The following is a 13,942-nucleotide window of genomic DNA, read 5'->3' on the forward strand; positions in this document are numbered from 1 at the left end:
CGAATTCAAAAGCCCATGAAATTAGGTTAGGCTGTGCTCATGCTAACTCAGGCGGTGACAGAATTGTCCGCTTCCCTCGCGGCCTCGCCCGACATCGACACCTTCTGGAACCGGATAGTGCAACAAGGCACGCCGATCATCGAAAGTGTTGACACACATACAGTTCGAGTAACTTTCCTCTGGCGACAGCCCGAGGAGACGGAAGTCGAGCGCGTCTACCTCGACGCAAACTCGTTGACCGACCATCACACGGAACAACTCAGCGTGATGCAACGGATCGGTGAGAGTCCGGTGTGGTTCTACGCCGCCGAAGTCTCGAACACCTGGCGCAGCAGTTACAGCATCATCCCGGCGCCGAAGTCTGTAGTCGACGAATTCGATTATCCGGGAGCAGGCAAGGAAGACACGACCCGCCGCACCCGCTGGTTGGGGTTGCTCGAACACCGAATTGCCGACCCACTCAATCCGCTTTCCGCAGGCGTGGACACAAGGCGTTCCGTCGCTGAGATGCCCTCGGCGCCGGTCCAGTTCGGTTGGGATGCTCCAGTTTTCAGGAAGTCGATACAGCTCACCTGGGCCAGTTCGACGTTGGACGTCGAGCGGCCGGTGTGGATCTACGAGACCGTGGACGACGGATTGACACCGCTCGAAGAACGGCCGCTCGTGATACTTCTCGACGGGCGCCACTGGGCCGAGGTCATGCCAGCAGGTGCCGCCTTCGATCGTGCAGTCCAGACCGGCAAACTGAAGTCCTGCGTTTTGCTGGCCATTGATTCCGTTGACAATCAACGTCGTTCGAAGGAATTGCCGTGCAACCGGGACTACTGGAGTGCAGTCGTCGACGAACTACTTCCACAGGTGCGCGCCGTCGCACCCTTCTCGTCTAATCGAACGCGAACGGTGGTGTCAGGGCAGAGTTTCGGCGGCCTGGCCTCGATGTTCGCAGCACTCGAATTCCCCGAACACTTCGCGCTGGTCGCCAGCGGGTCCGGTTCATTCTGGTGGCCGACAGGCTTGAAGCGCGGCGAGGACGGTCCGCCGGGTGGAGACATCGCCGCACGCATCGAGCGCGATGGCGTGCCGGACGGTTTACGCGTTGTCCTCGAAGTAGGTAGGCACGAGTCCGACATGGTCGGGCACAGCGCAGCGGTCGCACAGGCGTTGAAGGCTGCCGGAGCGCAAGTGTCGTATCGGATCTTCGACGGCGGCCACGACTGGTTGTGCTGGCGCAGTGTCCTTCTGGACTCCGTTGTCGAACTGATCGGCAGTCCCTGAAAGTGGCCGGTGCCGCTAGTTCAGTGCACCGCGAATGACGGCAGCCGTGCTGTCGAGAACTGCCCGATTGGGCGTGCGAGGTAGTGCACGCAGGCCGAAGCCGTCGCCGCGATTTCGCGGAATGACGTGCAGATGAACATGGAAGACTTCCTGCCCCGCAACAGCTCCGTCGGAGAGATGCAGATTCACTCCGTCGACCGGGAGAGGTCCGGTACGCATCGCTGCGGCGATCTTCTGTGCGACGGCAAAGATCCTGGCACCGTCGTCGGAATCGAGCGTGGACAATCCACTGGCGTGGCGCTTCGGCACGACCAGGAGATGGCCGGATGTGAACGGCCGAATATCCATGAAGGCAAGGACATTCGCGTCGTCGTAGACGACGCTGGCCTCGGCCTCACCGGCGATGATGGAACAGAAGATGCAGTTCATGCTCTTCGACCCTGTGCGCCTTTTCGGTAGTGGTGACTACCGAAAAGGCGCACGGGGGCGTAGCCCTTACAGAATCGGCGACGGCGCATACGCCGCAGCTTCGGGGTTGGCGTCGACAAGCTTCTGCACCTCGGCGACAACGGCGTCGACCTGAGCAGACGCGGCGCCGACAAAGGCCGCCTTGTCGGCCAGAGCCTCGTCGAGTGCGGCGCGGTCGAGCGGCAAACGGTCGTCGGCGGCAAGGCGATCGAGCAGGTCGGGCTCCTTGCCTTCCTCACGCATCGCCAGCGCAACTGCGACGGCGTTCTCCTTGATCGCCTCGTGCGCGGTCTCGCGTCCGACGCCCGCGCGCACCGCTGCCATGAGAACGCGGGTCGTGGCGAGGAACGGCAGGTAGCGCGTCAGTTCCTTCTCGATGACGGCCGGGTACGCGCCCATCTCGATCAGCACGGTCAGGAAGGTCTCGAACATGCCGTCGATCGCGAAGAACGCATCCGGGAGAGCGACGCGGCGCACGACGGAGCAGAAGACGTCGCCTTCGTTCCACTGTGCACCCGCGAGCTCGGCTGCCATGGAGCCGTAGCCGCGCAGGATCACCTGAAGTCCGTTGACTCGCTCGCACGAGCGGGTGTTCATCTTGTGCGGCATCGCCGAGCTGCCGACCTGGCCGGGCTGGAAGCCTTCGGTGACCAGCTCATGGCCGGCCATCAGGCGGATCGTGTGTGCAAACGACGACGGGCCCGCGCCGACCTGGACGAGCGCGGAGATGACGTCGTGGTCGAGGGAACGCGGGTACACCTGGCCGACGCTGGTCAGTACGTGAGCGAATCCGAGGTGCTCCGCGACCTTCGCTTCGAGCTGCTCGAGCTTGGCCGCATCGCCGTCGAGGAGGTCGAGCATGTCCTGAGCGGTACCCATCGGGCCCTTGATCCCACGCAGCGGGTAGCGGTCGATCAGCTGACGCAGACGCGTCAGTGCAACGAGAAGCTCGTCGGCCGCAGAAGCGAAACGCTTGCCCAAGGTGGTGGCCTGAGCTGCGACGTTGTGCGAGCGGCCGGCCATCACGATGGACGAGTACTCGGCAGCGCGCTCACCCAGACGGGCGGCGACGGCGATGCCGTGGTTGTAGACGTGTTCGAGAGAACGCACGATCTGCAGCTGCTCGACGTTCTCGGTGAGGTCACGGCTGGTCATGCCCTTGTGGACCTGCTCGTGTCCGGCGAGTGCATTGAATTCCTCGATGCGTGCCTTCACATCGTGGCGGGTGACCCGCTCGCGGTCCGCGATGGACGCCAGGTCGACGTTGTCGATGACGCGCTCGTAGTCGTCGATGGCGTCGGCCGGAATGTCGATGCCCAGCTCTGCCTGCGCACGCAACACCGCCACCCACAATTGACGCTCGAGCACGATCTTGTACTCGGGAGACCACAGAGCAACAAGCTCAGGGCTGGCGTATCGGTTGGCAAGGACATTCGGGATGCGGCTCACGAGGCCTCAGTCTAACGGTGGCCGAGCAGTGCTGTTACCCCCGAGCTAGAGCAGCTGTCACCCCCGAGCTAGAGCAGCTGTCACCCCCGAGCTAGACGACCGGCGGCGCCATCACGTCGATCGATTCCAAGAGCATTCCTCTGGCCAACCCGCGTGGATCCGGGTCGTACTCCCCGAGCGCCGTGATCATCGCGCCGTCGACCATCGCGACAAGACGGCGCAATTGCCCCTCGGGAGCCGTTCGGCCCGAGCGTCGAAGCGCATCGGTCAACAGGTCGTCGAGCTGGGCGCGTAGGCGCAACTGCACGTCACGAAGCGCGGGATGACGGGCACACGCCACAAATCGTTCGTAGCGCGAGATCAATCGTTCGCGGCTCTCCGGCCGCTTCTCTTCGTCTCCGAGCAGCAGCTCGACCAAAAGTTCGACGGTTGATTCCGCGCCCCGCCGACGTTGGGTCACCGCAGCCACTCTGGCGCGCATCGCTTCCATGTCGGCGTTGCCGTTGAGCTCGACGGCACACGCGATCAGATCGTCGAGTGAGTCGAAGTAATAGGTCGTCGAAGCCAGAGGAAGGTCGGCCCTGGTTGCCACCGCTCGGTGACGAACGGCGTCGAACCCGCCCTCCAGCAAAAGTTCAGCAGCGGACGCCACCAGAGCTTGGCGACGTCGTTCACCCTTGGGCGTAGCTGCAGAAGACACCACGACATCGTGCCAGCAGAGGGCACCTCCGCATGGCGAAACAGCTCGAAGACCCTGCTGTTTGTTACCCGAGCCACTTCTCGAGGCGGGTCAGCGCCTCCTGGATGTCGGCTGTCGCGCCCGCGAACGAAAGTCTGACCATCCGGTTTCCGTGGACGGTGTCGAAATCGATTCCGGGTGCCAACGCGACCCCGGTATCTGTCAGCAACCGGGCACACCACGCGGTGGCGCCCTCGTCGCCACACAGATGGCCGATATCCGCGTAGACGTAGAACGCACCGTCGGCGGGAGCCAGTTCGGTGATGCCCAGTTTCGGCAACCCGGTCAACAGCAGTTCACGATTGACGGCGTACCGCTGAACGTGCCCGTCCAACTCGACCTTCGCCTCGTCCGAGAACGCCTCGATGGCGGCGTACTGAGAGATCGCGGGTGGACACACCGTCATGTTCGACGCGAGTCTCTGCAGCGGGCGCCGCAAGTACGTCGGCACCAACATCCACCCGAGCCGCCAACCCGTCATCGAGAAGTACTTGGACACCGAGCCGATCACTACGGATTCGCGTGAGGTCTCCCAGGCGCTCGACGTGTGCTGATCGCCGTATCCGATGCCGTGGTAGATCTCGTCCGAGATCAGAAGGGTGCCGTGCTGCTCGCACCACGTCGCCAACGCAGCGAGCTCCTCGGGCGAGATCACCGTGCCCGTCGGATTTGCCGGGCTGGCGACGATCAGACCGGCAGGCGGCGACGGCAAGGCCTCGAGCATGTCCACCGTCGGCTGGTATCGGGTTGCCGGCCCGCAGTCGACTTCGACGACGTTGCAGCCGAGAGCGGCAAGGGTGTTGCGGTAGGCGGGATATCCGGGGCGAGCGACCACCACGGTGTCGCCCTCGTCGAACGCGGCCAGGAAAAGCAAGGTGAACGCCCCGGACGAACCTGTCGTCACCACCACGTCTTCGGCGTCGACGGCTATTCCCGATCGCTCGCTGTGGTAGCGCGCAATAGCTTCGCGTAGCGGCAGGATCCCGAAAGTCTCGGTATACCCGAGTAGTTCGGTGCCGAGGATCTCGCGCGTCGCACGTAGCACCGGTGCCGGCGCGGGGGTCGACGGTTGACCGGCAGCCAACGTCAGAACGTCACCGTGCGTCCGCTGACGTTCGGTCGCGGCCTTCCATACATCCATGACATGGAAGGTCTGGATATCTGATCGACGAGATTCTGAGCGCACACCCCGACGGTAGCCGAACCACACTTCCGTGAGAAACGACGACCATCCTTTGTGACGATCCGACAGATTCAGGTGCTCAGCATGAGTCGATTCAACGAGACCTGGGCCACGTCCCTCGCGCAGCATTGATCAACGACATCCTTCGATCAAAAGGTGCATCAGATGAAAGCTCGCTCAGTGCCCACCGCGGCTCTGGTCACGATCGGCGTTCTCACGGTTGCCTCGTGCGGAAGCACCTCTGATCCTGGCGGCGGTACCTCCGGGGACTACGCCAAGGACGGGAGTTTCACGACGATCGTGAACACCGACCCCGGCAACCTTCATCCCCTGATCACCAACCTGACTGCCACGCAGGCAATCAACAGCTATACCAACGACTCGTTGTTGGCCATCGACCCCAAAACCCGTGCAGCGGGCTCGTATCTGGCCGAAAAATGGAGCGAGAACGGAACTTCGCTGAACTTCACCCTCAAAAAAGGGATCACGTGTGAAGACGGCACGACGTTCACTGCCCAGACAGCCGCGAACAACATCAACTGGGTCGTCGACAAGACGAACGGCTCGCCGTGGCTGGGAGCGTCGGTACCCGAAACTGCGGTAGCAACCGCCGATGGCGACGAGCTCACGATCAAGACGGCGGAACCTGCGCCCTTCCTGCTCGAGCGCATCGGTGCTCTCAAACTGGCATGCCAGGCAGCACTCGACGACCCCGCCAGTGTTCGCAGCAGCAGCAACGGAACCGGCCTGTTCAAGATCACCGAAGTAGTGGCAAACGATCACGTGACGCTCGAACGCCGCGACGGATACAACTGGGGACCGAACGGCGAAACCACATCGGACACCCTCGGAGTGCCCAAGGCCGTCACGATCAAGATCGTGACCGACGCGGCGACGACGGCGAACCTGGTCCTCACCGGAACGGTGAACGCAGCACCGGTGGCCGGTGCGGATATCGAACGTGTGGAAGCGTCCGGCCTGGAATCGATGACGTCGAACACCTTGAGCGGGCAGTTCATCTTCAACCACAATGCTGCTCTTCCCACCAAGGACGAAGCGGTGCGCAGCGCGCTCGTGCAGGCAATCGATCTCGACGACTACACGGACATCAACACCGGTGGCAAGGGTTCGCGCGCTACGGCATTGGCCGTTGTCGATCCGCGGGCATGTGACTACGACAGTGTCACCGGTGTAGTTCCGAAGTTCGACATGGCCGCGGCGAAGAAGACCCTCGCCGACGCCGGCTGGAAGCCCGGATCCGACGGCGTTCTGACCAAGGACGGTCAATCGCTGCAATTGACGGTCATCTTTGCCAACTACCGCGATACCACTTCTGCAGCAGCAGAATACGCGATGAAGCAGTGGCAGGAACTCGGCGCGAAGGTAGAGCTTCGCGGTGGTGACAACAATTTCATCATCTCCAATACGTTCGCGGCAAAGGACCTGACATCCTGGTCGATCTCGATCGGTCTGACCGTCCAGAGTGACACTCCCAGCATCTTCGTTCCGTACTTCTCCGGCCCGACCCCTCCGGCGGGCGTCAACTTCGCATCGATCGACAATCCCGAGTACACCGAACTGGCTGCGAAGGCCTCGGTTCTGCCCGGGCAGGAATCCTGCTCGGTGTGGAAGGAAGCGGAACAGGCGCTGTTCACCTCTTCTGACGTCGTTCCGGTATCCACATCGCCGAACTTCATGTTCTTCAACGGTGCGACGTCCCTGTACGCGCCGATTGGTGGAACCCTGGCGGGCCCAGGCATCCGAGTTCTGAAATAAGCCGGAAGACAAAGCTTTACGTCTGCATCTATTTCTCCGATTCGAAGGATCTACATGACTGACCGTCCATTTGTTCTCGACGACCTCCACCGCGTGGTCACACCCACTGAAACCGCAATCTCGCCCGACGGCACCGTGGTCGTCTTCGTTCGCTCGGAAATTGTTGCCGGAAAGGCAACTACATCTCTCTGGGCAGTGTCCCGCGATTCCCAGGCTCGCCGCCTCACTGCGGGGCCCGCCGATTCGGCACCTCGGTTCTCTCCGGACGGAACTTCGATTGCCTTCCTCCGCAAGGTCGGCGACTCCGCGCAGCTGCACCTGATCCCGCTCGCCGGCGGCGAGGCCGAAACCCTCACCACAGCAGCATCACTCCCCCTCGGTGCCGGCGCACCGGTCTGGAGCCCGGACGGAAATGCCATTGCATTCGCCGCTGTGATCTCACGTTCGGACTCCACCGATCCGAATGCGCCCATCGTCACCGACCGACTCGGATACAAGGTGGACGGCGCCGGTTGGCTCGGCACCTTCCGTCGCCACCTGCACACCGTCGATCTGGAGACGAAGGCAGTACGACGCCTCACCGACGGTGATTGGAATGCGGACGTACCGTCCTGGTCGCCCGACGGCACGGCTCTTGCCTTCACCGCGAATCTCGAACCGGACAGCGATCTGAACCTCACGTTCAGCGCTTACCGAATCCTCGTCGACGATCTGTCAGTTCCGCCGCAGCGACTCGGTCACGCCACCGGGGTGCAGGGCTCCACACTGTGGCACCCGCAAGGAGATTCGGTCGTCGCCATCGGCACCCCCGAGGTCCGTGTCGGAACTGCCGACCTGATCCGTCTGTCCGTCCCCGGCCCAACTGAGACACCGGTCGACGTCACCCTCACAGCTCATCTCGATCGCAACGTGATGCCCGGCGCGCCCGGTTACCCCGGTGGCACACCGGCACTGTCGAATACTCGCGACGAAATCGTGTTCTGCCTCCGCGATCGCGGATGGACGCATCTGTATGCAGCCGACATCGAAACCGGCACCTCTCGCTCCCTCGTCGCCAATCCCAACGAGGTCGTCTCGGCGCTCTCCGTTGCCCGTGACGCCCGCGTCGCCTCCGTCATCGTCACCACACAGCAGTCCTTCGGCGAGGTCGCACTCGTCGATCTCGACAGCGGCGCTGTCACCACGCTGACAAAATTCACCGCAGAAGCACTCCCCGAGGTGACCCTGTTTGCCGCCGAGGAGCGCGAATTCACCATCTCCGACGGCCGTACCGTGCATGGTTGGTTGCTGTCCGCTCCCGAAACTGATGGCGCTGCACCTCTTCTGCTCGACATTCACGGCGGACCGCACAACGCGTGGACCGGCGTTGCCGATACCTATCACCCCGCCCACCAGGTTCTCGCAGCGCAGGGCTGGCGCATCCTGACCCTCAATCCACGTGGATCGGACGGGTACGGCGCAGACTTCATGTATGCCGTCAACGGCGCCTGGGGTACCTCGGACCAAGCCGACTTCCTCGAGCCGATCGACGCACTTGTCGCCGAGGGACTTGTCGACGGGGACCGCCTGGCGATCACCGGGTACAGCTACGGCGGATACAGCACCTGCCACCTCACCTCGCAGACCGATCGCTTTGCCGCGGCGGTGGCCGGTGGGCTGATCTGCGATTTCAACGCCATGGCCGGAGTCTGCGATTTCGGTCCGCACCTCGCGTCGCTCGCCACCGGCACCACTGTTCCCGAGAACTCCGCGGGGCTCCTGGCAGCCTCACCGCTCGCCGCCGTGAAGAACGTGGTGACCCCGACGCTGATCCTGCACGGAAAGTCGGACGAGCGGTGCCCGCTGGGTCAGGCCGAGGCCTGGTTCGCCGCACTTCGCCAGCAGCATGTACCCACCCGACTGGTGGCGTATCCCGGTGCAAGCCACGGGTTCCTCGTCAACGGCTCGATCTCGCACCGAATCGACTACAGCACACGGCTCATCGAGTGGGTCAAGCGATACACCTCCGCGAAGCTGCCCAAGACCGGCCTGGCCAACGCATCTGCCGGCGCCGACGCATGGAAGCGCTCACTGGACGTACTGTGTGAGCGTTACGGCGTCACCGGTGCTCAATTCGGTATTCTCACACTCGATTCCAGCGGCAAGGAAATCACCCGTACGACGGTGGCTTCCGGCGTGATCAATGCAGACACCGGGGTCGAGGTATCCACCGACTCCCTGTTCCAGATCGGATCCATCACCAAGGTATGGACCGCGATGCTGGTCATGCAGCTGGTCGACGAAGGCTTGCTCGACCTGGACGCGACCGTCCGGTCGATCCTGCCCGACTTCGCACTGCAGGACGAGGAAACAGCCGCCCGCATCACGGTTCGCGCACTTCTGAACCATCGCAACGGAATCGACGGTGACCTCTTCATCGACAAGGGTCGCGGAGACGACGTCGTCGAACGCTACGTCGAGGGCCTGCGTGACTTCCGTCAGGTTCATCCACTCGAGGACGGCTTCGCGTACTCGAACTCCGCGTACGTCCTTGCAGCTCGTATCGTCGAGGTTCTTCGCGGCGGCATCTGGGACGACATCCTCAAGGAGCGAATCATCGATCCGCTCGGCCTCGCACACACACTCACGTTGACCGGAGATACTCCGAGATACTCTGTGGCAGCCGGTCATACAGGGAACTCCGTCGTGATGCCCGTCTGGCCGATCACGCGCTCGATGGGGCCCGCCGGCTGCATCACTGCCAGCATCGGAGATCTGCTCACGTTCGCGGAACTCGGCCTTCTCGAAGGTCAGAGCGTCGACGGTGTGCGGATCGTGTCGGAAAAATCAGCCGCAGCGATGCGTACACCCGAAATCGATATCAGCGAACTGTTCCCGGACAAGTCGGGCTGGGGTCTGGGTTGGTTCCACGAAACCTGGTCGGGCGAAGAAATTTTCGGCCACGACGGCAGCACCATCGGGCAGCACGCATATCTGCGCATCTTCCCCCGCCACAATGTCGCGATCGCGCTGCTGACCAGCGGCGGCAAAGCAGACGGCCTCTATCGTGATCTCTTCACCGAAGCCGCGGCCGCATTGGTCGGACTCGAACCTCCGCAAGCCCTCGCCCCGAACCCCGCGAGCGTGGAGTCTATTCCGGATTCGGTTCTGGGTAAGTACAGCTCGGGCGGAATAGCAATCGAGTTCCGTCGTGGAGAGTCCGCTGACGAGGCTGTGATCACCGTCATCGGTGACGTCATCCCGAATCCCGAGGAAGACGAAACAGCTCCGAAGAAGCCTGCAGCGGTGGCCACTCTCGTACCGTCGCAGATCCCGGGGACCTGGACCACCCGTCAACCCGGGGCTGCCGGTTGGACGACGGTACGGCCGCACCGCGACGGCGTGTACGTCGGATTCCGCTTCCTACCACGGGTTAACGCGTGACGACGACCGATACACATACGATGACGGAAACACCGAACGCCGAAACACAGAACGCCAGCGAACTCGAGGAATCAAAGATGCAAGAACAGCTTCAGGAACTCGTCGACCAGTGGAGGGTCGAGGCAAACATCCCCGGCGTCTCGGTCGGTATCGTGCACGGCGACAAGGACATCGTCGTCACCAGTGGCATCGAGAGCGTCGAAACCCAGCTCCCGGTCACCGACAAGACGATGTTCATGATCGGTTCCACCACAAAGGTTTTTGCTGCAACAGCCGCGATGGCACTCGTCGAGGACGGCCTACTCGATCTCGACACCCCACTGGTCGAGTACGTCCCCGAACTGATCCTCGCCGACGACGAAGCCACCCGCACAGTCACGATGCGTCATCTTCTGACGCACACCGGCGGGTTCACCGGCGACGCCAGCCTCTCGGCCGGCTGGGGTGAAGACGCCCTGGGTCGATCGATTTCACGGCTGAAGGAACTACGACAGGAATTTCCCGTCGGAGAGGTCTTCTCCTACAGCAACTCCGGATTCGTCCTCGCCGGATACGTCGTAGCCAAGATCAGTGGACTGACCTTCGAAGAGCTGGTCAAGCAGCGCGTTCTGGACCCACTCGAGATGAAGAACTCGGCGTTCCTGCCCTGGGACGTGATGACCCACCGGTTTGCACTCGGCCACTACATCCGCGAGGGTGAGCCGTTCGTGTCCAACGAGACCGGACTGGACCGCGGTATGACGCCCTGCGGTGGAATGTGGTCCTCGGTGCGCGATCAGCTCGTCTGGGCACGCTACGCACTGTCGGGCGAACACCCGGGTGAGGGACAGCCGCTCGACGAGTCCACCCGGTTGCTGATGCAGAAGCCGCAGCGTCCCGCCGCGATGATGTTCGAGGAAGTCGGCATCGGCTGGCTGCTGACTCGATACGGAACCACCCAGGTAGTGCGGCACGGCGGAAACGTCAGCAACCTCCAGGTCTCCGAGTTCTTGACCGTGCCTGAGAAGAACTTCGCCGTCACCGTGCTGACCAACGCACTCGGCGGCGGAATCGGCAAGAAGATCGTCGACTGGTGCATGGCCAACCTCGCAGAGTTGCCCGCGCCGGCATCTCTCGACGTGGTCGAGCCCGAACCCTCTGCCGTCGACGCCGTCCTGGGCAAGTACCAGGCCGGCAACCTGACCATGACCGTCGCCCCCGGTGACGAGGGAATCGGCGTCCGCATGGGCAGCGCGCAGGACCTCGGCGAATACGAGGACATCGTCTGGCCACCGGCGATCCCGATCGCCTTCGTCAACGATCTCGACTTCGCTGCTCGCGCCGACACCACGCGGACGCTGGGGCGCTTCGTCACCGATGACACCGGACGCGCCGTGATGCTCGAATTCGGCGGCCGAACCGCCAAGCGAGTGGCTTGATCCTCTAGACGGGTGACGCGGTCCGATTACGAGGCCGCGTCACCCGTCTTTGTATATGCACAGCCTTTGTATATATGCACAGCCGCGAAGGTACAGACTGGACGCCATGAACGTCATCGGCGAGTCGATTCTGCACCCGTCCCGGTGGAGCGTGCGCGCCCGGACGACCGTGGCATCGACCCTCGTGATCGCCTTCTGCTTGGTGATCGCCGGGCTTGCACTGGTTTTCGTACTGGCGAACTCCCTGCACCTGTCCGCACTGAACAGCTCCGAGGCCCGTGCCGCACAGTTGGTCCAGCAACTCACCGGGAAGGGCCCAGCCGATCTCGACCCTTCGCTTCTGTCCACCGACAGCCAGATCGGAATCGTGCAGATCGTCGACGCCGATCACCGAATAGTCGCCCAATCGCCTGGAACTGACAGCGACCTACTGTCCGAACGCATTCTCGGCCCTGACGAATCGGACACCTATGGAAGGGTCAAGAAGTCCGACAACGAGGACTACTGGCTGATCGGACAAGGCGCTCAGACGCCGGCCGGACCGGTCACCGTTTTCGTCGGCGCCGACCGTGAACCGGTTGAAACCGTGGTGACCACCGTTGCCGTTCTGCTCGCCATCGCCGGGCCCCTGGTTCTTGGACTGGCCGCGTTTGCCACTTACCGCCTGGTGGGTTCGGCTCTCGCTCCCGTGGAACGCATCCGCGCTCGGGTTGCCTCGATTTCGAGTGGCCGTCAAGGTGAACGAGTCCCCGTCCCGTCCGGGAACGACGAGATAGCCCGACTGGCAACAACAATGAACGACATGCTGGCGCGCCTCGACGAAGGCGCACTTGCTCAACAACGATTCGTCAGCGATGCCTCCCACGAATTACGTAGTCCACTGTCCACGATCACTACGGCTCTCGAACTGGCACACCGACGCCCGGATCTCCTCGACGACGCACTGATCGAAGACGCGCTACTTCCCGAGGCGCGACGGATGCGGCAGTTGATCGAGGATCTGTTGATTCTCGCGCGCTCGGACGAAAGCGAACTCGAATCCATCGGTACCGTCGTCGACGTCGACCTCGACGACATTCTGTTCGCCGAGCAGAAGCGGATCGACGGTATCTCCGAGATCGCGGTCACCGCCACCGTTGCTCCGGTTCGCGTGTCCGGAGACCCGAGGGCGTTGGCGCGCATGGTGCGAAACCTGGTCGACAACGCAGTGCGGCACTCCGAGACCCTCGTGCATCTCGAGTGTTCCGAAGCCGGCCACGAAGCCCATATCGTGATCGAGGACGACGGGCCCGGAATCCCTGCAGCAGAACGCGAACGAATCTTCGGACGCTTCGTCCGCCTAGACCAGCCGCGGTCGAGGCAGGGAGGTGGCTCCGGACTCGGACTCGCCATCGCGTCGGAAATCGTTGCGGCGCATCACGGAACCATTTCCGTCAGCGAGAGGGTAGGCGGTGGAAGTCGATTCGAGGTGACAATTCCGCTACCGACCGACTGAAGATCAGGCAGTGCCGACAAAGCGGTACCCGATGCCTCGAATGGTTTCGATGCTGTGGGTTCCGAACGGGAGGTCGACCTTCTTACGTAGGTAACCGATGTAGACCTCGACGATGTTCTCGTCACCTTCGTAGTTGGTGTCCCAGACCGAGCGAACGATCTCGGTCTTCGTGACCACAACTCCGTTGTTGCGCATCAGGAACTCGAGAACGCTGTATTCACGTGGCGTCAGCGTCAATTCGATTCCCGCTCTGAGCACCTGATGTTTGGCGGGGTCGAGGGACAGGTCTCCCACGGTGAGTATCGATGGACGCTGGGGAGCGCCACGCCGCACCAGTGCACGAAGCCGCGCCAGGAATACAACAAACGAGAAGGGCTTGACCAGGTAGTCGTCGGCACCGAGATCGAAAGCATCAGCGAGGTCGTATTCGCCGTCCTTCGCCGAAAGCATGAGGATCGGCGTCCACACCTCCCGGGCGCGTAGGTCCCGCACGATGTCGTAACCGTGTTTGCCCGGCAACATGATGTCGAGAACGATCACGTCGAATTCGTCGCTGCAGGCAATCGCGAATCCGTCGTCCCCGTTGAGTTCCACGGCAGTCACGAATCCCTCGGCTACCAATCCCCGCCGGATCGTCTCGGCCAGGCGTACTTCGTCTTCGACAACCAGTACTCGCACCACCGGCCCCGTTTCGTCGACACGCAGTTGTTCGGATG

Annotated in this window: 10 protein-coding genes; 5 read left to right on the forward strand and 5 right to left on the reverse strand. The window is 62.6% G+C overall.

Going from position 1 to position 13,942, the window contains the following annotated elements:
- Window positions 1–39: 39 nt before the first annotated feature.
- The gene (gene fes / locus EEB12_RS10460; RefSeq protein WP_141487737.1) at window positions 40–1,275 is read left to right on the forward strand and encodes an enterochelin esterase; all 1,236 of its coding nucleotides are present in this window, start codon (window positions 40–42) and stop codon (window positions 1,273–1,275) included.
- Window positions 1,276–1,290: 15 nt separating this feature from the next.
- Here the strand turns inward: fes and EEB12_RS10465 are convergent, their stop codons facing one another.
- The 4 genes from EEB12_RS10465 to EEB12_RS10480 form a co-directional block, all read right to left on the reverse strand.
- A complete protein-coding gene (locus EEB12_RS10465) occupies window positions 1,291–1,704 on the reverse strand; it encodes an HIT family protein (RefSeq protein WP_047889106.1) in 414 nt (137 codons plus the stop codon).
- 66 nt (window positions 1,705–1,770) lie between these two features.
- Complete coding sequence (purB, locus tag EEB12_RS10470) at window positions 1,771–3,192, reverse strand: adenylosuccinate lyase (RefSeq protein WP_019747059.1); 1,422 nt, start codon at window positions 3,190–3,192, stop codon at window positions 1,771–1,773.
- 91 nt (window positions 3,193–3,283) lie between these two features.
- Window positions 3,284–3,892, reverse strand: coding sequence for a TetR/AcrR family transcriptional regulator (locus EEB12_RS10475; RefSeq protein ID WP_024487531.1), 609 nt, complete (start codon window positions 3,890–3,892; stop codon window positions 3,284–3,286).
- A 64-nt stretch (window positions 3,893–3,956) separates the two neighbouring features.
- Window positions 3,957–5,072 (reverse strand): pyridoxal phosphate-dependent aminotransferase, encoded by a 1,116-nt coding sequence (locus EEB12_RS10480; protein ID WP_181447623.1) that lies wholly within the window; start codon window positions 5,070–5,072, stop codon window positions 3,957–3,959.
- A gap of 207 nt (window positions 5,073–5,279) precedes the next feature.
- On the opposite strand from EEB12_RS10480, the gene EEB12_RS10485 reads away from it, so the two are divergent.
- From EEB12_RS10485 to EEB12_RS10500, 4 genes are all read left to right on the forward strand, one after another.
- Entirely contained in the window at window positions 5,280–6,890 is a 1,611-nt protein-coding gene (locus EEB12_RS10485) for an ABC transporter substrate-binding protein (RefSeq protein WP_019747056.1), read from the forward strand.
- Window positions 6,891–6,944: 54 nt separating this feature from the next.
- Window positions 6,945–10,313, forward strand: a complete 3,369-nt coding sequence (locus tag EEB12_RS10490) for a serine hydrolase (protein WP_019747055.1) — start codon at window positions 6,945–6,947, stop codon at window positions 10,311–10,313.
- Between the two features lie 20 nt (window positions 10,314–10,333).
- The gene (locus tag EEB12_RS10495; RefSeq protein ID WP_021342978.1) at window positions 10,334–11,731 is read left to right on the forward strand and encodes a serine hydrolase domain-containing protein; all 1,398 of its coding nucleotides are present in this window, start codon (window positions 10,334–10,336) and stop codon (window positions 11,729–11,731) included.
- Between the two features lie 106 nt (window positions 11,732–11,837).
- The gene (locus EEB12_RS10500) at window positions 11,838–13,226 is read left to right on the forward strand and encodes a sensor histidine kinase (protein ID WP_060938376.1); all 1,389 of its coding nucleotides are present in this window, start codon (window positions 11,838–11,840) and stop codon (window positions 13,224–13,226) included.
- A 3-nt stretch (window positions 13,227–13,229) separates the two neighbouring features.
- Here EEB12_RS10500 and EEB12_RS10505 read toward each other — a convergent pair whose 3' ends face one another.
- Entirely contained in the window at window positions 13,230–13,904 is a 675-nt protein-coding gene (locus EEB12_RS10505) for a response regulator transcription factor (protein ID WP_060938451.1), read from the reverse strand.
- Window positions 13,905–13,942 lie beyond the last annotated feature (38 nt).

The organism is Rhodococcus sp. WS1, assembly GCF_003797745.1.
GTDB lineage: Bacteria > Actinomycetota > Actinomycetes > Mycobacteriales > Mycobacteriaceae > Rhodococcus_F > Rhodococcus_F erythropolis.